This is a genomic window from Bradyrhizobium sp., from assembly GCF_028868675.1.
Taxonomy (GTDB): Bacteria; Pseudomonadota; Alphaproteobacteria; order Rhizobiales; family Xanthobacteraceae; genus Bradyrhizobium.
Genome location: NZ_JAGWUA010000089.1, coordinates 1 through 18,596, shown reverse-complemented (window position 1 = coordinate 18,596; position 18,596 = coordinate 1). Strand labels below are relative to the sequence as shown.

The 18,596-nt window shown below is 66.0% G+C and carries 20 protein-coding genes; 11 read left to right on the top strand and 9 right to left on the bottom strand.

Features of this window, described 5'->3' with window-relative positions:
- The 3 genes from KGM94_RS13555 to KGM94_RS13545 form a co-directional block, all read left to right on the top strand.
- Positions 1-408, top strand: a 408-nt coding sequence (locus tag KGM94_RS13555) for an ATP-binding cassette domain-containing protein (RefSeq protein ID WP_300259608.1), incomplete at its 5' end; no start/stop codon positions are given.
- On the top strand, positions 405-1,739 hold the full coding sequence (locus KGM94_RS13550) for an HlyD family type I secretion periplasmic adaptor subunit (RefSeq protein ID WP_300259605.1): 1,335 nt from the start codon (positions 405-407) through the stop codon (positions 1,737-1,739). The genes KGM94_RS13555 and KGM94_RS13550, both read left to right, overlap by 4 nt.
- A gap of 104 nt (positions 1,740-1,843) precedes the next feature.
- The gene (locus KGM94_RS13545) at positions 1,844-2,119 is read left to right on the top strand and encodes a DUF1488 family protein (RefSeq protein ID WP_300259603.1); all 276 of its coding nucleotides are present in this window, start codon (positions 1,844-1,846) and stop codon (positions 2,117-2,119) included.
- Between the two features lie 103 nt (positions 2,120-2,222).
- Here the strand turns inward: KGM94_RS13545 and KGM94_RS13540 are convergent, their stop codons facing one another.
- Positions 2,223-2,705 carry a CinA family protein gene (locus KGM94_RS13540; RefSeq protein ID WP_300259601.1) on the bottom strand — a complete coding sequence of 161 codons (483 nt, stop codon included), beginning with the start codon at positions 2,703-2,705 and terminating at the stop codon, positions 2,223-2,225.
- Between the two features lie 135 nt (positions 2,706-2,840).
- On the opposite strand from KGM94_RS13540, the gene KGM94_RS13535 reads away from it, so the two are divergent.
- The 3 genes from KGM94_RS13535 to KGM94_RS13525 are packed head-to-tail and all read left to right on the top strand — an operon-like array spanning position 2,841 to position 5,445.
- Positions 2,841-3,926 carry an amidohydrolase family protein gene (locus KGM94_RS13535; RefSeq protein WP_300259599.1) on the top strand — a complete coding sequence of 362 codons (1,086 nt, stop codon included), beginning with the start codon at positions 2,841-2,843 and terminating at the stop codon, positions 3,924-3,926.
- Complete coding sequence (locus KGM94_RS13530; RefSeq protein ID WP_300259596.1) at positions 3,923-5,032, top strand: amidohydrolase family protein; 1,110 nt, start codon at positions 3,923-3,925, stop codon at positions 5,030-5,032. Before KGM94_RS13535 ends, KGM94_RS13530 begins: the two co-directional genes overlap by 4 nt.
- Positions 5,032-5,445: a Rieske (2Fe-2S) protein gene (locus KGM94_RS13525; protein WP_300259594.1), complete on the top strand. Its 414-nt coding sequence runs from the start codon at positions 5,032-5,034 to the stop codon at positions 5,443-5,445. Before KGM94_RS13530 ends, KGM94_RS13525 begins: the two co-directional genes overlap by 1 nt.
- A 22-nt stretch (positions 5,446-5,467) precedes the next feature.
- On the opposite strand, the gene KGM94_RS13520 is transcribed toward KGM94_RS13525, so the two are convergent.
- A complete protein-coding gene (locus tag KGM94_RS13520; protein ID WP_300259592.1) occupies positions 5,468-6,367 on the bottom strand; it encodes a transcriptional regulator GcvA in 900 nt (299 codons plus the stop codon).
- Positions 6,368-6,478: 111 nt separating this feature from the next.
- Here KGM94_RS13520 and KGM94_RS13515 point away from each other — a divergent pair, with 111 nt between their 5' ends.
- Positions 6,479-6,682, top strand: coding sequence for a DUF1127 domain-containing protein (locus tag KGM94_RS13515; protein ID WP_300259590.1), 204 nt, complete (start codon positions 6,479-6,481; stop codon positions 6,680-6,682).
- Positions 6,683-6,748: 66 nt separating this feature from the next.
- Positions 6,749-7,399, top strand: coding sequence for a GNAT family N-acetyltransferase (locus KGM94_RS13510; protein ID WP_300259588.1), 651 nt, complete (start codon positions 6,749-6,751; stop codon positions 7,397-7,399).
- Here KGM94_RS13510 and KGM94_RS13505 read toward each other — a convergent pair.
- The 3 genes from KGM94_RS13505 to KGM94_RS13495 all read right to left on the bottom strand — a co-directional run bounded on the left by KGM94_RS13505 (position 7,339) and on the right by KGM94_RS13495 (position 10,119).
- Positions 7,339-8,169, bottom strand: a complete 831-nt coding sequence (locus KGM94_RS13505; protein WP_300259586.1) for an enoyl-CoA hydratase — start codon at positions 8,167-8,169, stop codon at positions 7,339-7,341. The two genes, KGM94_RS13510 and KGM94_RS13505, sit on opposite strands and share 61 nt — an antisense overlap.
- 220 nt (positions 8,170-8,389) lie before the next feature.
- Entirely contained in the window at positions 8,390-9,091 is a 702-nt protein-coding gene (locus tag KGM94_RS13500; protein ID WP_300259584.1) for an SDR family NAD(P)-dependent oxidoreductase, read from the bottom strand.
- Between the two features lie 32 nt (positions 9,092-9,123).
- On the bottom strand, positions 9,124-10,119 hold the full coding sequence (locus tag KGM94_RS13495) for a glutathione S-transferase (protein ID WP_300259581.1): 996 nt from the start codon (positions 10,117-10,119) through the stop codon (positions 9,124-9,126).
- Between the two features lie 136 nt (positions 10,120-10,255).
- Between KGM94_RS13495 and KGM94_RS13490 the strand changes: the two genes are divergently transcribed.
- Both KGM94_RS13490 and KGM94_RS13485 read left to right on the top strand, forming a co-directional pair.
- Positions 10,256-12,037 (top strand): acyl-CoA dehydrogenase family protein, encoded by a 1,782-nt coding sequence (locus KGM94_RS13490; protein ID WP_300259579.1) that lies wholly within the window; start codon positions 10,256-10,258, stop codon positions 12,035-12,037.
- A 41-nt stretch (positions 12,038-12,078) separates the two neighbouring features.
- Complete coding sequence (locus KGM94_RS13485) at positions 12,079-13,167, top strand: Zn-dependent alcohol dehydrogenase (protein ID WP_300259577.1); 1,089 nt, start codon at positions 12,079-12,081, stop codon at positions 13,165-13,167.
- 134 nt (positions 13,168-13,301) lie between these two features.
- Here KGM94_RS13485 and KGM94_RS13480 read toward each other — a convergent pair whose 3' ends face one another.
- Positions 13,302-14,774, bottom strand: a complete 1,473-nt coding sequence (locus KGM94_RS13480) for an amidase (RefSeq protein ID WP_300259575.1) — start codon at positions 14,772-14,774, stop codon at positions 13,302-13,304.
- A 139-nt stretch (positions 14,775-14,913) separates the two neighbouring features.
- Positions 14,914-15,885 carry an iron exporter MbfA gene (gene mbfA / locus KGM94_RS13475; RefSeq protein WP_300259573.1) on the bottom strand — a complete coding sequence of 324 codons (972 nt, stop codon included), beginning with the start codon at positions 15,883-15,885 and terminating at the stop codon, positions 14,914-14,916.
- 147 nt (positions 15,886-16,032) lie between these two features.
- Between mbfA and KGM94_RS13470 the strand changes: the two genes are divergently transcribed.
- Entirely contained in the window at positions 16,033-16,755 is a 723-nt protein-coding gene (locus KGM94_RS13470) for a hypothetical protein (protein ID WP_300259571.1), read from the top strand.
- Positions 16,756-16,821: 66 nt separating this feature from the next.
- Here the strand turns inward: KGM94_RS13470 and KGM94_RS13465 are convergent, their stop codons facing one another.
- Positions 16,822-17,190, bottom strand: coding sequence for a hypothetical protein (locus KGM94_RS13465; protein WP_300259568.1), 369 nt, complete (start codon positions 17,188-17,190; stop codon positions 16,822-16,824).
- An 82-nt stretch (positions 17,191-17,272) separates the two neighbouring features.
- Positions 17,273-18,421 (bottom strand): alpha/beta hydrolase, encoded by a 1,149-nt coding sequence (locus KGM94_RS13460; RefSeq protein WP_300259566.1) that lies wholly within the window; start codon positions 18,419-18,421, stop codon positions 17,273-17,275.
- Positions 18,422-18,596 lie beyond the last annotated feature (175 nt).

The window sequence follows — 18,596 nt, the reverse complement described above, 5'->3', positions numbered from 1 at the left end:
GGCGTGCACGAGATGATCATCAAGATGCGCGAGGGCTACAACACGCAGGTCGGCGAACAGGGCGCGGCGCTGTCCGCAGGGCAGGCGCAGCGTGTCGCGCTGGCCCGCGCGCTGTACGGCAATCCGTTCCTGATCGTGCTGGATGAGCCCAACTCCAACCTCGACACCGAAGGCGACGAGGCGCTGACGCGCGCCGTGCGCGCCGCGCGCGAACGCGGCGCGATCGTGGTGGTCGTCGCCCACCGGCCGATCGGCATCGAGGCGGTCGACCACATCCTGGTGCTGCGCGACGGCCGCATGCAGGCGTTCGGACCGAAGGAGCAGGTGCTGGCCCAGGTGCTGCAGCCCCGCGTCGCACCACCCACGCCGATCAAGATCGTCAGTGAAGGCGGAGTGGCGAAGCCATGAGCACGGTGGCAATCGGCGGGCCGAAGCCGGCGGCGAAGAAGAGCGTGCGGCAGTCGATCAAGTTCCACCTGATGCTGGGGCTGGTGATCGTGCTGGTGCTGGCCGGCGGGCTCGGCGGCTGGGCCTCCACCGTGCTGATCTCCGGCGCGCTGATCGCACCGGGCCAGGTGGTCGTCGAATCCAACGTCAAGAAGGTGCAGCATCCGACCGGCGGCGTGGTCGGCGAGGTGCGCGCCCGCGACGGCGACCTGGTCAAGGCCGGCGACATCGTGGTGCGGCTCGACGACACCGTCACCAAGGCCAACCTCGCCATCGTTACCAAGAATCTCGACGCCGCGCAGGCGCGCGCGGCGCGGCTGCAGGCCGAGCAGCGCGGGCTCGACAAGATCACCTTTCCGCCGGAGCTTTTGCAGCGCGCCGACGATCCCGACGTCAAGACCCTGCTCGCCAGCGAGACCAAGCTGTTCGAAGTGCGCGTCAACGGGCGCGCCGGCCAGAAGGCGCAGCTCAGGGAACGCATCACGCAGCTCAACGAGGAGATCGAGGGTCTGGCCGCGCAGGAGAAGGCCAAGGATCAGGAGATATCCCTGGTGCAGAAGGAGCTCACCGGCGTCCGCGATCTCTACGACAAGCATTTGGTGCAGCTGTCGCGCCTGACCACGCTCGAGCGCGACTCGGCGCGCCTGAACGGCGAGCGTGCGCAGTACGTCGCCTCGCGCGCCCAGGCCAAGGGCAAGATCACCGAGACCGAGTTGCAGATCATCCAGGTCGACAAGGACATGGTGAGCGAGGTCTCCAAGGACCTGCGTGAGACCAACGACAAGATCGGCGAACTGATCGAGCGCAAGGTCACCGCCGAGGATCAGCTCCGCCGCGTCGACATCCGTGCGCCGCAGGACGGCATGGTGCTGCAGTCGACCGTGCACACCGTCGGCGGCGTCGTCACCGCCGGCGACACGCTCATGCTGATCGTGCCGCAGGCCGACGACCTCCAGGTCGAGGCCAAGGTCAATCCGATCGACATCGACAAGCTTCAGATTGGCCAGAAGACGCTGTTGCGGCTTTCCGCCTTCAACCAGCGCACCACTCCGGAATTGAACGGCCTCGTCAGCCGCGTCTCGCCCGACGTCACCACCGACCAGCGCACCGGCCAGAGCTACTACACCATCCGCGTCTCGATGCCGCCGGAGGAGGTCGCCCGCCTCGGTGAGGTCAAGCTGATCCCCGGCATGCCGGTGGAGGCCTTCGTGCAGACCGGCGACCGCACTCTGCTGTCCTATCTGATGAAGCCACTGCACGACCAGTTGATGCGCACGTTCCGCGAGCGGTGAGCGCGGCTGGCTGCGGTGCGACCCGTCGGCTTTGCCCGTGCCGCGCATGATGACAGGCGCCGAAATATCCAGCATTGTGGAGGGCGGAGGCGCAGGGGGACGGCATGCCGCTGGCGCGCGACAAGATCATCGGTCATGACCTGGAGCGGCTCGCATTCCGCTTCACCATGCTCGATGACGGCGACGTCGTGCAGTGCCAGATCAGCGATGCCGCACTCGACGATCTCGCCGGCATGAAGGGCACGGAAAGCAGCGCGCGGCAGGCGCAGTTCCTGTCGCTCCGCGATACCATCGAGAGAATCGCCTCCGACCTCTACGACGAGGCCCCGCGCTTCAAGGGCTACGTGGTGCGGATCTTTACGAAGCATCTCGGGAAGTAGCGGAAGGTCATCTGTAGCCCGGATGAAGCGAAGCGAAATCCGGGGCCGCATGCTCCCCGCATTCCGCTTGCGCTCCATGCGGGCTACTGATCGTCAGGATGATTTATCGTTCGAGCTTCTTCAGCAGCAACTTGAGCGCCGTCTCCGCAAACGCATGCATGTTGGCGAAGCGATCGTTGCTTCCCGTCTCCAGCGTCGTCACCTCGTCGGCGGCGCCCGCGACCGCGATGCAGCTGTGGCCGGCCGCGTCGCCGTAGCGGTTGCCGGTCGGGCCGGCAGCACCGGTCTCCGAGAGGCCCCAATCGGTGCGAAAACGCTCGCGCATCTGCCGCGCCAGCAGTGCCGCATAAGGCTCCGAAGACGAGCGCAGGCCGCGCATTGCGTCGTCCGGAATATCCATCAGGATACGGCGCGCGTCGCGGGTATAGACCACGGCGCCGCCGATAAAATAGGCCGATGCCCCCGGCACGGCGAGCAGGCTCGCCGAGATCAACCCGCCGGTCGAGGATTCCGCGACCGCAATCGTGTGTTTTCGCGCGATCAGCCTGGCCGCGACCTGTTCCGCAACGCTCACGAGATGTTTCATGTCTCACTCCCCTCGAAAATCCGGCTGCGTTTTCCTAGCATATGATCCAGTCACCGGGCTTGGTTGCAGGAGGTGGCCGGGCCTGCTTCAATGGCGGCAAGGAGTGGCGCCGCAATGCGCCCAAGAGGAAGCGACATGACGTCACTGATTGCCGGCGGCGTGGATTGCGATGTGCATCCGGCGGTGCCGCATCTGACCAGCCTGCTGCCCTATCTCAACGACTACTGGCGCGACCAGGTGACGACGCGCGGCATGGTCGATCTCGTCTCGCAATCCTATCCGCAGAACTCCCCGATCACCGCCCGCGCCGACTGGCGGCCGGAGACCGGCAAGCCCGGCCAGCACCTCGACGACATGCGTCGCCATGTGCTCGATCCCTTCAAGGTCGAGTACGCGATCTGCAACCCGCTCTACGGCGTGCAGATGGTGTTTTCCGAGGACATGGCGGATACGTTCTCCCGCGCGCTGAACGACTGGCTGGCCAAGGAGTGGCTGGATCGCGACCCGCGGTTGCGCGGCTCGATCGTCATCCAGCTCCAGAGCGTCGAGAAGGCCGTGGTCGAGATCGAGCGTTGTGCGAAAGATCCGCGCTTCGTCCAGGTGCTCATGCTTGTCATGGGCGACATCCCCCTCGGCAAGCGCGCGTTGTGGCCGATCTATGCCGCGGCGGAGCGCCTCGGGTTGCCGATCGGCGTCCATGCCGGTTCCGCCTATCACAATCCGCCGACCGCGGTGGGCTGGGGTTCCTACCACATCGAGGACTATGTCGGTCAGGCCCAGGCGTTCCAAACGCAATTAACCAGTTTGATCGTTGAAGGTGTATTTGCGCGCCATCCACGGTTAAAATTCGTTTTGCTGGAATCGGGGTTCACTTGGCTGCCGCCTTATCTCTGGCGGCTGCACAAGTTCTGGCGGGGGGTACGAATGGAGACGCCCTGGGTCGATCGGGCACCGCTCGAGATTGTGCGGAGCAACATCCGTTTTTCGTTGCAGCCAATCGACGCACCGCCCGACCCGGCGACACTAAATCGCCTGTTTGACCATATGCAGTCGGACGAATTGCTCCTATTCTCCACCGACTATCCGCACTGGCAATTCGACGGCCTGGATGCGCTGCCCGAAGGCCTCTCTGCGGACCTCGTGCGCAAGATCATGATCGACAATCCGCACGCGACGTACCCCCGCCTGAAAGAACTCCCTCCCAAGGAGGCAAGGCCATGAACATCCAGTTCCGCGAAAACACCGAAGCCGCGTCCCCCCTCACGATCAAGACCGCCATCGCGGACTGCGACATCCACCCGACACGCGCCACGCGAACCGAACTCTATCCCTATCTCGCCAAACGCTGGCAGCATCATCTCGAGGTCTACGGCGTGCATGCCTATCAGGGCATGATGGAAGGTCCTCCTTATCCAAAGGCCCAGCCCAACGCGTCGCGCCGCGACGCCTATCCGCCGGAGGGCGGACCGCAGGGCTCCTCGCTGTCCTTCATGCAGAAGCAGCATCTCGATCCCAACAACGTCACGTTCGGCGTGCTCAATCCGCTCGGCACCGGACAGGGCATCCGCAATCACGAGCTCTCGGCCGCGCTGAACTCGGCGATCAACGACTGGCAGATCGACAAGTGGACCAGCAAGGACAAGCGGCTGAAGGCCTCGATCGTCGTCGGCAACGAGGACGGGCTGACGGCGGCCGCCGAAATCCGCGAGCGCGCCGGCGACAGGAATTTCGTCCAGGTGCTGCTGCTCAGCCGCAACGTCGAGCCGCTCGGCCAGCGCCGTTACTGGCCGATCTACCAGGCGGCCGAAGAGGCCGGCCTTCCCGTCGGCGTGCATGCCTTCGGCTTCGGCGGCAATCCGATCTCGCCGTCGGGCTGGCCGTCCTATTACATCGAGGAGATGGTCGGCCACTCGCAATGCCAGCAATCGGCGCTGGCGAGCCTGGTGCTCGAAGGCGTGTTTGAGCGCTTCCCGAAGCTGAAGATGGTGATGATCGAGGCCGGCTTCGGCTGGGCGCCGTCACTGTGCTGGCGGCTCGACAAGGCCTGGGAGAAGCTGCGCAGCGAGGTGCCGCACGTGAAGCGGCCGCCGTCGGAATACATCCGCGAGCGCGTGTGGTTCACGACGCAGCCGATGGAGGATCCGGAGCGGCGCGAGGACCTGTTCGACGTCATCAAGTGGATCGGCTGGGACAAGCTCCTGTTCGCCACCGACTATCCGCACTGGGACTATGACGAGCCCTCGCGCGTGCTGCCGCCCGGCGTGTCCGAGGCCAACCGCGAGGCGTTCTATCTCGGCAATGCGCGGAAGCTGTACGGCGTTTCCTGATGGCAAGGCACGTTATTGCCGCGGTGGATGAGCTGCCGCCCGGCACGCGGAAGTTCTTGGAGATCGACGGCCGGCCGATCGCGGTCTTCAACATCAACGGCGAGTTCTTCGGCCTGATGAACCGCTGCCCGCATCAGGGTGCCGCGCTCTGCGAGGGGCCGCTGATCGGGCTCGCACAATCCAAGAATCCCGGCGAGATCGAGTACACGAAACGCGGGGAGATCATCCGCTGTCCCTGGCATGGCTGGGAGTTCGACGTGCGCACCGGCCAGTCCTACTGCGATCCGCGCCGCTTCCGCGTCAAGGCCTATCCGGCCCATGTCGAGCCTGGCGCCGACGTCGTGAAAGGCCCTTATGTCGCGGAGACGATCCCCGTGCGCGTCGAGAGCGACTACGTCGTGGTGGATTTGTAGCCGGTATCGCCGGCAATCGGCTTCATGCCTTGCTTTGCGCCGCAGCCACCACCCATTCCCGGAACGCGGCGAGTTTTGGCGGATCGCGGCGTCCGTCGGGCGAGACCAGGTAGAAACCGGCATCGGCGGGGAGCGCAATGCGGAAGGGCACGACCAGGCGGCCCTTGGCGATGTCGTCCTGGACGTAGGAGGTGCGGCCCATCGCCACGCCGATGCCGTCGATCGCGGCCTGGATGGTCATGAACATCAGGTCGAAGGTGATGCCGGGCGGCCGGGAGATGTCGGTCGGCAGGCTTGCCGCCGTCAGCCACAGCCGCCAGTCGTCGCTGTTGGTGCTGGAGGTGTGCAGGAGCACGTGATCCCTGAGGTCCTCGGGGCAGCGCAGCGGCTTACTGCCGCGCAGCAGGGACGGGCTGCACACCGGAAACAGCTCGTCTGCCATCAGCCAGTCGGCGCGAACGCCCGGCCACTGGCCGCGGCCGTAGCGGATGCCGGCATCGACATTGTCGCGCTGGAAGTCGACGAGGCCGGGCGAGGTGGTGATGCGGACGTCGATGCCGGGATGCGCCTCCTGGAAATCGGTTAGCCGCGGCAGGAGCCATTTCGCCGCGAGCGAGGCCAGCGTCGAGACCGTCAGCACCTTGTCGTCGTCGCGGCGGAGCAGGCGATCAGTCGCAAGCCTGAGATCGTTGAAGGCGGCGCGCACGCCGGGAAGGTAGTCGCGCGCCTCCGCGGTCAGCGCCAGCGCCCGGTTCTGCCGGATGAACAGGCGAATGCCGAGCTCCTCCTCGAGCCTGCGGATCTGATGGCTGATCGCGGTCTGCGTGACGTTGAGCTCGCTCGCCGCCAGCGTGAAGCTCAGATGACGCGCGGCGGCCTCAAAGGCCCGCAATCCGTTCAGCGAAGGCAATCTGGCAGTCATTTAGGAGCAGAGTATATGACTTGATTTCATGCGAAAAGGTACAAATTGTCATTTGTGGACAGCGAGCTTTAGGCAGATGTTCGGCTCCAAAGCTAGTTCTAGGAGCCGAAAATGTCCATTACGACTATCCATTCGATGACAAATCATCATGCACCGGGTCTCGCGAGCAGGATCGGCGAGATTCTCCATGTCTGGCACGAGCGCTACCGCGCCCGGCAGGAACTAGCGCAGTGGACGGCCCGCGATCTCCACGACATCGGGCTGTCTTGGAGCGACATCGCCCACGAGGCCAACAAACCCTTTTGGCGGGCCTGATCGGCCGCCAGGCCGGCGCCGCCTCTTGAGGGGCGCCGGCGGTCCCTTGTTCGCGGGAGCCTCGTCATGAGCACGCTGCGCCTCGACGATCTCAGGCAATATTCCGACACGCTGCGCACCCGCCACGGCCAGGCGCTCACCCTGCGCTTCGTCGAACCGCGCGACACCGACGAGCTGCAACACTATTTTTGTTCGCTGTCGCAGCGGTCGCGCTACAACCGCTTCTTCGGTGCGCTCAGCGAATTGCCCAAGGGCCTGCTGCATGACTTCCTGCAGGTCGGCGAGCGCGAACGCTTCAGCGTCATCGCGACCAAGATGGTCGACGGTTTCGAGGCCATCGTCGGCGAAGCCCGCTATGCCTTCGATGCCGGGACGTCGAGCCTCGAATTCGGCCTGTCGGTGCACGACCGCTGGCAGAGCTACGGCATCGGCGCGGCGCTGACGAGGAACCTGGAATGCCGCGCGGCTGCGTTCGGCGCCGGGCGTCTCGTCGGCGACACCCTGCGCTCCAACGACGTGATGATTGCGCTCGCCAGGAAGTCCGGCTTCACCTTCGTCAACCATCCCGACGACTGGAAGCTGGTGCGCTTCGCCAAGGAGATCGCCGTCGAGCCGAAGGATATCCCCTGCGCGAGCTGGCGGCTCGCACGCGCTGATCAGCTCCCAGTGAATACCGGCTTGCGCTTGTCGATGAAGGCTTGCACTGCTTCCTTGTGATCGTCCGTCGTGGTCAGCCGGATCAGCCGCACGGCCTCGTGGTCGCGGGCCGTCTCGAAATCGAACAGCAGCGCCTCGTCGAGATTTTCCTTCATGTAGCGCAAGGCGAACCGCGGACCTTCGGCCAGCGACTTTGCGAGCGTAAAGGCCTCCTCTTGCAGCCTGTCGTCAGGAACCACTCGATTGACGAGGCCGATCGCCTCGCATCTGGCGGCGTCGACCTTGTCTCCGGTGAACATCAGTTCGCGCGCCCGCGAAGTTCCGACCAGCCGGGTCAGGAGCCAGGCGATGCCATAGTCGCCGCTGAGCGCGACGCGGGCATAGCCGGTGGAGACGAAGGCCGATTGCGCGGCGATGCGGATGTCGCAGGCCATGGCGATCGCAAGGCCGGCGCCGACCGCAGGTCCCGGCAGTGCCGCGATGGTCGGCTTCCGCACCGAGACCAGTGCGCCGGTCAGGAGCCGCTGCCGCTCCTGCAGGTCGGCGACCTTGTCGTCGAAGGACATCTCGAGCTTCTTCCTGTCGCGATGCGCGCCCATGCCCTTGACGTTGCCGCCGGCGCAGAACGCTTGCCCGCTGCCGGTGAGCAGCAGCGCGCCGACGTTCGAGTCCTCGCCGCAGCTACGGATCATTGCGCGCAACGCCGGTGTAAGCGCGTCGGACAGCGAATTGCGCGCTTCCGGCCGGTTCAGCGTGATGATCGCGACGCGGTCGCGGATGACGCAGAGGAGCTCGTTGGTGCCGGTGTCGATGGCGGTTTCGGTGGTCATCGATGCTCCATTCTTGCTCCGTCATTGCGAGCGAAGCGAAGCAATCCAGGATCGTTCCACGGAGGAAGTCTGGATTGCTTCGTCGCTTCGCTCCTAGGAAGAAAGTGGGTGGGTACCGGTCTAAACTCAGTCAGAGTGGCTCACCCATTTTCATCTAAGGCGGGTCGGCCCCTCGGGCCGGTCGGAACTCGCAATGACGCTCGTTGTGACGGCGTCGTGCTCAAAACTTCTCCACCCAGGGTCGCAATTCCAGCTCCCAGGTCCAGGCGCTGCGCGGCTGCTGCAGCACGTTCCAGTAACTCTCCGCAATCGCGTCGGGATCGAGCATCGAATCCGGCCGGTCAGGCGGCTCGGTGCGGGTGCCGCTGCGGATGCCGCCGTCGATGACGAAATGCGCGACATGGATGCCTTGCGGCGACAGTTCGCGCGCCATGCTTTGCGCCAGCCCGCGCAGCGCGAACTTGCCCATCGCGAACGGCGCCGACTGCGCGTAGCCCTTGACGCTGGCGGATGCCCCGGTGAACAGGATCGCGCCATGCCTGTTCGGCAGCATGCGCCGGGCGGCTTGCTGCGCCACCAGGAAGCCGCCATAGGCGCTGACCGCGATCGATTGCGCGACGTCCGCTGCTACCAGATCGACGAACGGGCCGCGCGTCCGTCCGCTGGCGTTGTAGATCACGACGTCCGGGGTACCGGTCTCCCGCTCGACCATGCCGAACAGGCGCTCGACCTCGTCGGGCTCGGTGGCGTTGCAGGCAAACGCCCGTGTGCCGGTTTCGGTGCAGAGCGCGCCGAGCTTTTCGATCTTGCGCGCCGCGACCGCCACGCGCAGTCCCTTTGACGCGAGCAGACGGGCCAGCGACGCGCTCAATCCTTCGCCGGCGCCGACGATCAGCGCGTTCTTGTAGGTCGGATGTTCCATGGCTTGATCCCTCGAGGGCAGGAGCAACCTATCTAGGCGCGCAGGCCGTCGCGGCAACCCGCCTCGATCAGGATCGGATCGAGCGCAGCCTTGTCCGCGACCGCCGCATATTTCGCGCGCAGTGCGGCAAGCGACCGCGCGTGATATTTCTGCGGCTTCTGGATCCAGACCCTGTCGCCCAGCTGCACACTGAACTCCTCTCTGCCTTCGGCGAGCGCCTTCTCGTTCGCCACCGTCCAGAGCATGAAGCGGCCGCCGACCTGGTCCTTCAGGATCGGCATCAGGGTCGGGGCGAGTTGTTGCCAGCTCTCGAAGACGCCTTCGGCGCGCGGCCACAGCATGCGGTGGATCCAGTCGAGCACGCGCGGCGCGTTGCCTTCGATCAGCGCGCCGGCGGTCGGATCGGTCCAGAGCTCGTAGAGCTGTCCCCATAGGCCGAAATCGCCGAAAGCCGGCTGGCCGCCAAACAGATAGGGGCGGTCCGAAAGATGCGCCTCCAGAAGTGCGAGCATCTCGAAAAAGCCGGTTTCGATCTGCGATGCGGTGACGTCGTTGGAGCCGACGAACCAGACCCGGTCCACCATGCGGGTGCGGACCTGGTCGGCGATGTTCTCGAAGTCGGCCTCAGCGGTCTTCGGCGCGCGCATTCGCGCGATGCGGCCGGCCGAGGCGCGCTGGTCGACCTCGCGGGCCCAGCGGAAGTGGAACATCCATTTGTTGCCCCACTCGTCGCCGAATTCCTCGATCAGCGCCGAGATGAAGCCGAGCGCGCCCGGAGGATGCACCGACGGCTCGGGAAACAGCGTCTCCATCTGGTCCATGATCGGCGTGGAGTCCTGCGTGCTCTTGCCGTCGGGCGTCACCACCAGGGGAATGATCGGCAGCTTGGCGTATTTCTCGTACTCCGCCTGGCTCGCCGCATTGCGCAGGACCCATCGATGCGGAATGGCCTTGTAGCGGAAATAGGAGCGGACCTTGACGGAATAGGGCGACATCTCCGCGCCGAAGATGCGATAGCGCTCCGCCATGGGGCTCTTCTCCGGGTACATTGCTTGTTGGCTTTATCGGCCGCCCGATCTGGAGCATGATCCACATCATGCCAAGCGGCAAGCGGTAAAGCGCGCCGTGCGGGAATGCCGTGGGACGGAAACGAAGAGGCCAGCCATGCTCAAGCCGACCGGATCGAATGACGCCGCGCGCGCGGATCAGCCGGGCCTGCTCGCACCCGACACCACGGGCATGAATTTCTATCGCGCCGATCCCGCGCTGGCCGACCTGCTGCGCATCCATCTGCCGGATCGGCTCTTCCGTCACATCGAGCCGCATCTCGACCGGCTCGGGGAACTCGCCGGCGGCCGTCTCGATGACTGCGCGCGGCTTGCCGACCGGCACACACCGGTCCTGCACCAGCGCGACAAGTTCGGCCGCGATGTGCAGTGGATCGAGTATCACCCGGCCTATCGGGAGCTCGAGAACGCCGCGTTCGGCGAGTTCGGCATCCACGCGCTGTCGATCCGCAAGGGCATCATGGGCTGGCCGGACAAATATCCCGTGGTCGCCAAGCACGCCTTCACGTTCCTGTTCAACCAGACCGAATTCGGCATGGGCTGCCCGATCAACGTCACCGACGGCTGCGCCAAGCTTCTGGCGAATTTCGGCAGCGAGGCCCTGAAGGCGAAATATCTCGACGGCTTGACGCAGACCGACATGAGCAAGCTGACCCAGGGCGGCCAGTTCATGACCGAGAAGGAAGGCGGCTCCGACGTCGGCACGCTGATCACCACGGCCGTGCAGGAGGGTGATCACTGGCGTCTCACCGGCGAAAAATGGTTCTGCTCGAATGCCGATGCCAAGGTGGTGATGCTGCTGGCGCGCCCCGAGGGCGCCGGCCCCGGCACGCGCGGCGTCGGCCTGTTCCTGATGCCGCGCTTCCTCGACGACGGCTCGCAGAACCACTACCGGATCGTACGGCTGAAGGACAAGCTCGGCACCCGCTCGATGGCGTCGGGCGAGATCAAGCTCGAAGGCGCGATCGCCTACGCCGTCGGCCGGCTCGACCGCGGCTTCGTGCAGATGGCCGAGATGGTGAATTCCTCGCGGCTCTCCAACGGCGTCAAGTCCACCGCGCTGATGCGCCGCGCCTTCCACGACGCGCTTACCGTGGCGAAGAACCGCGTGGTATTCGGCAGCCGCATCATCGACCTGCCGCTCGGGCGGCGCCAGATGATGAAGATCCTGCTCCCGGTCGAGCAGGCGCTGTCGATGAGCTTCCTCACCGCTGACGCGCTCGACCGCGCCGAGGCCGGCAGCCAGGACGCCGCCGCGCTGCTGCGCATCCTGACGCCGACGCTGAAGTTCCGTGCCACGCGCGATGCCCGCAAGGTTTGCGGCGATGCGCTCGAGATGCGCGGCGGCATCGGCTACGTCGAGGAATTCGCCACCGCGCGGCTGCTGCGCGACGCCCATCTCGGCTCGATCTGGGAAGGCACCGGCAACATCGTCGCCATCGACGCGCTGAAGCGCGCGGTCGGCCGCCACGGCGCGGAATCCGCGCTCGCCGCCGACCTGCACGCAAGGCTCGACGACGGCGCATCCGTACCGCAGGCCTGGCGCGACCGGTTGCGCGATCTCACCGACCGCGCCGTCGGCTTCGCGCGCGAGGTCGCAGCGCGCGCCGACAACGAGGCCGATGCGCGGCGCGCGACCAGCGTGCTCTATCATGTCGCAAGTGCGGTGCAGCTTGCCTGGGAGGCCGGCCGCATCCACGAGGTGCGCGGCGATGCGCGCAGGCTGCTGCTGTCCCGGCTCGTGATCGATCACCGGGTCTCGGTCAGCGATCCGTTTCGACCCACGGAAAATCCGGCGCAGCAGGCGATCGCCTCGCTCCTGCTCGGCGAGTGCGCGGCCGGCATGGCCGAGGTTGGCGAATTGGTTCTGGCAGCGTAGGCTGCGTTCCGAACCCAAGAAGAAGCTTTAGGGAGTGCTCGATGAAGGCCGCCGTCCTCTATGAAGTCAACAAGCCGCTGGTCATCGAGGATGTCAGCCTGCCGAAGCCCGGGCCGCGCGAGGTCCTGATCCGCACCGCGGTCGCGGGCCTGTGCCATTCCGACCTGCATTTCATGGAAGGCCTCTATCCGCATCCGCTACCCGCGGTGCTCGGCCACGAATCGGCTGGCGTGGTCGAGCAGGTCGGCTCCGACGTCACCTATGTGAAGCCCGGCGACCACGTCGTGACCTGCCTCTCGGTGTTCTGCGGCACCTGCGACTACTGCACCACCGGGCGCACCGTGCTCTGCACCGACACCACCGTGAAGATGCTGCCCGGTGCCTCCAACCGGATGCAGTGGTCGAAGCCGGAAAAGCTGCACCAGTTCCTCAACCTCTCCTCCTTCGCCGAGCAGATGCTGGTGCACGAGAACGCCATCGTGAAGATCCGCAAGGACATGCCGCTCGAGCTCGCCGCGCTGATCGGCTGCGGCGTCATCACCGGCTACGGCGCGGTGGTGAACACCGCCAAGGTGCAGGCCGGCGAGACCGTGGCGGTGATCGGCTGCGGCGGCGTCGGCATGGCGGCGATCAACGGCGCGCAGATCGCCGGCGCCGGCCGCGTCATCGCCATCGACACCAATCCGGCCAAGCTGCAGCTCGCGACCAAGCTGGGGGCGACCGACATCGTCAATCCCGCCGATGGCGACGTGGTGAAGCAGGTACGCGATCTCACCAATGGCGGCGTGCACCACGCCTTCGAGGTGCTCGGCCGCAAGGAGACCGCCGAGCAGGCCTTCGGCATGCTGGCCTCCGGCGGCACCGCGACCATCGTCGGCATGATCCCGTTCGGCCAGAAGATCGAGCTGCACGGCTTCGACTTCCTGCGCGAGCGAAAGATTCAGGGCTCGTCGATGGGCTCGAACCATTTCCGCGTCGACATGCCCCGGCTGGTCGAGTTCTACCTGCGCGGCCGGCTGCATCTGGAGGACTGGATTTCGGCCAAGCTGAAGCTCACGGAGATCAACGAAGGCTTCGCAAGCATGAAGGCTGGTAAGACCCTGCGCAGCGTGATCATGTTCGACCACTGACGTCATTCCGGAGCGGTGCGCAAGCGCGAACCCTTCCGTCATTGCGAGGAGCGAAGCGAAGCAATCCAGACTATTGCCGCGGCCGCATTTCTGGATTGCTTCGCTTCGCTCGCAATGACGGGAGCAAGATTTCGCTAATCATCAAACATCGGCGGCGGCGTGAATCCGCCGAATTCGCGCTCGATCAGTGCGGCGAGGTGCAGCGGCGTGCGGTCCTCGAGGAAGGGACCGACGATCTGCGCGCCGAGCGGCAGGCCTTCCTTCGACAGGCCGAGCGGAATGGCGGTGGCCGGCAGGCCGGGCAGCGTCGCGATGCCGGGCCAGGCGAGCTGGTCGGGATAGGGGAATTCCTTGCCGTCGATATTGATGCGGCGCTCCTCCTGCTCGGGGGAGTGATCGTGCGGATAGGCCGGCGTCGGCATGATCGGGCAGATCACCGCGTCGAACGAGTTGAACAGCGCATGCCATCGGGCGCGCAGGCCGGCGCGGGCAGCGGCATCCTGTACCCAGGCGCGATGGCTCGAGATGGTGCCACGGAGCCGCTCGGCGAACAGGCTTCGATCGCCTGCGGCAAGGCCGCTCACGGCGGCCTGCGTGCCCGCGATCTCGTCCGGCGGGAAGAACGCGCCCAGAAATCCCATCAGCATGCGCATGTAGAGCCGGGACGTCTCGGCGAAGTCGGGCAGCACCGGGCTCTCACGGGCGATCGTGACTCCGGTTCTCGACAGCCCGGCCGCGAGCGTCTCGATCGCCCCGCGGATCTCCTGGTTCGCCGGCAAGATCGGATGGCTGTCGATCACCAGCACGCGAAATCCCCGGAGCGCCTGGTGTCGCGCGGCGGGCAGGTCGAGCCTGTAGCCGACGCCGGCCTCCAGCGGATCGGGGCCCGCCATGACGTCGAGCAGCAGCGATAGGTCTGCCGCGCTCCGCGCCATCGGCCCGATCACGGCCATGTCGGCTTCGGACGGGATCGCGGGGAAGGGCGGCGGGGTGTGGCCGCGGGAGGCGCAGAGCGCAAAGGTCGGCTTGTGGGCATAGACGCCGCAATGAAAGGCGGGCACGCGCAGCGAGCCGCCGATGTCGGAGCCCATCGACAGCGAACCGAAACCCGCGGCGAGCGCGGCGGCCGAGCCGCCCGACGAGCCGCCGGGCGTGCGGCCGAGATCGAACGGATTGTTGGTGGTGCCGTAGATATCGTTGTAGCTCTGCCAGTCGGCGAGCCCGACCGGCACGTTGGTCTTGCCCAGCACCACGCCGCCGGCCTGCTTCGCGCGGCTGACCGCGACCGCGTCTTCCGCCGCCTTGTAGTTCTTCTGCGGCACGTAGCCCCAGGTGGTAGGCAGGCCCGCGACGTTGAAGGATTCCTTCACCGTCAGCGGCAGGCCGAGCAGCGGCCTGCTGTCGCCGCGTGCGCGTGCCGCGTCGGCCTCGCGCGCGTCGGCCAGCGCGCGGTCGAAATCCCGCACGCAGACCGCATTGATCTTGCCGTCGTGACGCTCGATGCGGCCGATGGCGTCCTGCGTCAGTTCGACCGACGAGACCTTCTTCGCGGCGAGCGCGGCCGTCAGCCCGGTTGCGCTCTCAAAGCTCCATTGCGATCTGGCCAAGGCATCTCTCCTGCATTTCGATGGCGGCGGATGATGCGCAGTTTGGCCTGATGTCGCAACCGTCGCTTGACAGCGGTTGCGGTACGCTCACGCGAGCCTGTCATCGCGCGGACACCGAACGTGGGCAGAAGCAGAGCCGCTACGCGGCGCCGATCAGTATTCCAACCCCCAGCACGATGGCGCCGCCCAGCACGATCTGGAACACCGCCTGCAGGAAGGGCGTGTCCATGTAGCGCGCGCGGATATAGGCGATTGCCCACAATTCGAAGAACACGACGACGCAGGCGATCGCGGTCGCGATCCAGAATGCGTTGGCCCAGCCGTCCGGCACCAGATAGGGCGCGGTGTGGCCGAGACCGCCGAGCGTCGTCATCAGTCCGCAGGTGACGCCGCGCAGCCAGGGCGAGCCGCGGCCGGTCAGAGAGCCGTCGTCGGACAGCGCCTCCGCAAACCCCATGCTGATGCCGGCGCCGATCGAGGCGGCGAGGCCGACCAGGAAGGTCTGCCAGTTGTGGTGGGTGGCGAAGGCCGCGGCGAACAGCGGCGCCAGCGTCGAGACCGAGCCGTCCATCAATCCGGCGAGGCCCGGCTGCACGTATTGCAGCACGAACATGCGGCGGCTGGTGCGGTCCTCCTCGGCGCGCACGTCGGGGCTGAGGATCTCGCCGGTGAGCCGGGTGGCCGTATGCTCGTGAGCCTTCTCGGCCTCGGCGAGGTCGCCGAGCAGCCGGCGCACGCCGACATCCTGCGCCTGCGCCGCGGCCTTGACGTAGAACCGCTCGGCCTGCATCTCCATCGTCTCGACCTCCTTGCGGATGGTGTCGAGCGAAAGATTCTTGGTCAGCCAGATCGGGCGGCGGCGCAGAAAGCCCTTCACGTCCTCGCGGCGGATCGGCGGCAGATGCGGGCCGAAGCGCTGCTCGTACATCTCCAGCAGCATGTGGCGGTGGCCGCGTTCCTCCTCGGCCATCTCCTCGAACAGCTTTGCCGAGTCGGGATAGCGCTCCTTCAGGTCCTCGGCGAAGGCCATGTAGATGCGGCTGTCCTCCTCTTCGGAGGCGATCGCCACCGCGAGCACCTCGCGTTCGCTGAGATCGGCAAAGGTCTTCATCAAATGGTGTCCGCGATGAATTTAGAAGTATTCTAAACGGTATAGTTGCTCCGCCAGGTGGGGTCAAATCCCCGATCACGGAGGTGGGAGGGGAACCCCAGCGCGCCGCGGCCGTTCGAGTTCTGCCGGCTTGCAACGGGGAACATCATGGCCAAGGTCAAATATCGTCTCAATGAACCGCGGCTGGCGCCGCGGCGGACCAAGCTCGAAATTCCCGGCTGGGCCGGCACGCGCGTGCCGCGCGTGGACGGCTCGCATGAGCAGGTCTGGCATTGCGTGCCGTTCTCGGAGGGTGCGCAATACGGCATCGAGCTGTTCTATCCCTACGACAACGAATTGCATGTCAGTACCCGGGACGGCCGCCTGGTGCTGGAAGGCGATTGGGGGCCGGCACCTGACAGCGGTGTGCAGTGGCCGCCGTTTCGCAGCTTTGGCAACGAATTCTATACCTATCAGCTGCTGCTCGACCTCAAGGTCGAGAAGGGAATGGCGATCCGCACCGAGCCGCATCCGCGCTTCTATGTCGACCGCACCGACACCGTGCCGATCGCCGTGCCGGCCCTGATCCGCAACTGGTGGCCGATGGTGTTCTTCTGCGTCTTCAAGGCGCCGGCCGAAGGCCGCACGCATGTCTTCCGTCCGGGCGAGCCGTTTGCGCAAATCATCGTGATCCCGGAGGAGGCCTCCTTCGAACTCGAGACGATGAACGAGGAAGAGGCCGCGGAACGCGAGTTGCAGGCGCGGCGCATCCATGCCGCCCGCCCGACGCTGTCCGCGGGAACCGAATGGACGTCGTCGACCGGCACCGTGTTCGACGGCACCTACCGGCATCTGCATCGCGCGGCAAAGGAGAAGGCCCGTCAGGGCTGAGCTTGCCGGCGGAAGCGCCCGACCGACCGACGATCGGGCGCTTCATGCGGCGAGGCCGGATCAGCCTCAGTAGCGGTAATAGCCGTGGTGGTGGTGGTGATGATGGTGGTGGTAATGGTGGTGATGGTGATACCACCGGCGCGGCGGCACGACGATCACCGGACCCCCTCGCCAATAGCCATGATGGTGATGATGGTGGTGGTGATGGTGGTGATAGTAGAATTGAGCCAGCTGGACATTGGCTTCGTCGGACGGCGCAGGCCGTTCGTCGATCGCCTGCAGCACCCTGGCCGCGTTCGGGATCGGTTCCAGCAGATCGGCGTAGGAATTTGCCTTCAGCACGTCCGACGCGGCGGGCACGGGGGCGGCCTGAGCGCCGGCCAGTGTGCCGAGCGCCGCTACCGTTCCCAGCAGTCCGGCGATTTTCTTGTCCATGGTTGCAAGTCCTCCAATGCGCATTGCCCAGTCGCGGCAACGCCCCGCTTGGAAGATCGTTCCTGCCTCGCCCGGTGTCTGGTCAGCGCCGCGCCCGGTCGAGGAAGTCGAGCAGCAGCCGGCTGACCTCTGCCGGCTGCTCCTGCTGCACCCAGTGGCCGGCGCCGTCGGCGAGATGGCAGCCGAGCATGTCGGTGCAGACGCTTGCCTGCATCGCCTCGAACACCCCGGCGCGCTGGTGGGTGCCCCAGTCCTGCTTGCCCGAGATGAAGCAGGACGGCACGTCGATGGTGCGGCCGGCAAGGAGCTGCATCTCGCTGTTGAAGGCGCCTGAGGTGCCGCAGCGATACCATTGCAAGCCGCCCTGGAAGCCGGTGCGGGCATATTCGGCGCCGTAGAAGGCGAGCTCGCGATCGGGCAGCCAGCGATTTGCGGCGATCTCGTCGGTCGAAGGCATTTCCTTCGCGACCGTCTGCGGCATGGTCTCGTGCAGGTCCATCACGTAGTACGTCGGCAGCTTGGCCAGCTCGCCCGCCGACCAGGATTTCAGCGGATAGGGCTGGTTGTCCTTCCAGTCCGCGCTCTTGTGATGGTAGTAGGCGCGCAGGAAATCGTGCAGGCCCTGAGGCGGATGGTGCATGTCGGCGTTCGCCTCGCGCGTCGAGTAGTACCATTGATAGTGCTTGCGCGGACGCGGCAGCGCGGCGAGTTCGTGATGCACGGGGTCGTCCGCTCGCGGCTTTGCCGGCGCGTCGACGGTGTCGAACGGCAGCGGCGGCGGCCCGCCGAACGGCGCGCTCATCATCGCGACCGCGCGGAACACGTCCGGCCGCAGCAGCGCGCACCAAGCCGCGACCGGGCTGCCGAAATCGTGTCCGATCACGGCATCGACGTGCTTGTAGCCGAACGCCGAGACCAGCCCGAGCGCGTCGCGCACCAGGTTGAAGAAGCGGAACGAGGCGAGGTCGCCGTCATAGTTCGCATCCCAGCCGGTGGTGCGGCCATAGCCGCGCTGGTCCGGGGCGATGACGTGATAGCCGGCGGATGCAAGCTGCGGCATCACCTTGCGCCAGGAGAAGGCCAGTTCCGGAAAGCCGTGTAGCAGCAACAGGCACGGCCGCCCGCGCGTCTCGAACCCGGCCTCCAGCACATGCATGCGCAGGTCGTTGATGTCGTCGACGTAACGCGAGCGGATGCCGGCGGGCAGGGGGATGTCGGGGAGGGCTGTCATGGCGTACTTCTCTTTGTCATTCGGCGCTCGACACTGATGCGTCGCCCCGGAATGACGATCTTTGAGAGTTTGCCGGCGTCCGGGGCACGAGAACCGCTAGATCTTCACCGCCGCCTTCGGCCAGTAGCGGTCGCGGAGGTGGCGCTTGACGAGCTTGCCGGTGGGCGTGCGCGGC

Excerpts from the sequence above, each read along its gene's own strand:
- KGM94_RS13465 (WP_300259568.1), bottom strand. The coding sequence starts at position 17,190 with ATGGACAAGAAAATCGCCGGACTGCTGGGAACGGTAGCGGCGCTCGGC.
- KGM94_RS13515 (WP_300259590.1), top strand. The coding sequence starts at position 6,479 with ATGTCCATTACGACTATCCATTCGATGACAAATCATCATGCACCGGGT.
- KGM94_RS13490 (WP_300259579.1), top strand. The coding sequence starts at position 10,256 with ATGCTCAAGCCGACCGGATCGAATGACGCCGCGCGCGCGGATCAGCCG.
- KGM94_RS13545 (WP_300259603.1), top strand. The coding sequence starts at position 1,844 with ATGCCGCTGGCGCGCGACAAGATCATCGGTCATGACCTGGAGCGGCTC.
- KGM94_RS13470 (WP_300259571.1), top strand. The coding sequence starts at position 16,033 with ATGGCCAAGGTCAAATATCGTCTCAATGAACCGCGGCTGGCGCCGCGG.
- KGM94_RS13530 (WP_300259596.1), top strand. The coding sequence starts at position 3,923 with ATGAACATCCAGTTCCGCGAAAACACCGAAGCCGCGTCCCCCCTCACG.
- KGM94_RS13510 (WP_300259588.1), top strand. The coding sequence starts at position 6,749 with ATGAGCACGCTGCGCCTCGACGATCTCAGGCAATATTCCGACACGCTG.
- KGM94_RS13525 (WP_300259594.1), top strand. The coding sequence starts at position 5,032 with ATGGCAAGGCACGTTATTGCCGCGGTGGATGAGCTGCCGCCCGGCACG.
- KGM94_RS13485 (WP_300259577.1), top strand. The coding sequence starts at position 12,079 with ATGAAGGCCGCCGTCCTCTATGAAGTCAACAAGCCGCTGGTCATCGAG.
- KGM94_RS13495 (WP_300259581.1), bottom strand. The coding sequence starts at position 10,119 with ATGGCGGAGCGCTATCGCATCTTCGGCGCGGAGATGTCGCCCTATTCC.
- KGM94_RS13535 (WP_300259599.1), top strand. The coding sequence starts at position 2,841 with ATGACGTCACTGATTGCCGGCGGCGTGGATTGCGATGTGCATCCGGCG.
- KGM94_RS13520 (WP_300259592.1), bottom strand. The coding sequence starts at position 6,367 with ATGACTGCCAGATTGCCTTCGCTGAACGGATTGCGGGCCTTTGAGGCC.
- KGM94_RS13540 (WP_300259601.1), bottom strand. The coding sequence starts at position 2,705 with ATGAAACATCTCGTGAGCGTTGCGGAACAGGTCGCGGCCAGGCTGATC.
- KGM94_RS13500 (WP_300259584.1), bottom strand. The coding sequence starts at position 9,091 with ATGGAACATCCGACCTACAAGAACGCGCTGATCGTCGGCGCCGGCGAA.
- KGM94_RS13460 (WP_300259566.1), bottom strand. The coding sequence starts at position 18,421 with ATGACAGCCCTCCCCGACATCCCCCTGCCCGCCGGCATCCGCTCGCGT.
- KGM94_RS13550 (WP_300259605.1), top strand. The coding sequence starts at position 405 with ATGAGCACGGTGGCAATCGGCGGGCCGAAGCCGGCGGCGAAGAAGAGC.
- KGM94_RS13505 (WP_300259586.1), bottom strand. The coding sequence starts at position 8,169 with ATGACCACCGAAACCGCCATCGACACCGGCACCAACGAGCTCCTCTGC.
- mbfA (WP_300259573.1), bottom strand. The coding sequence starts at position 15,885 with ATGAAGACCTTTGCCGATCTCAGCGAACGCGAGGTGCTCGCGGTGGCG.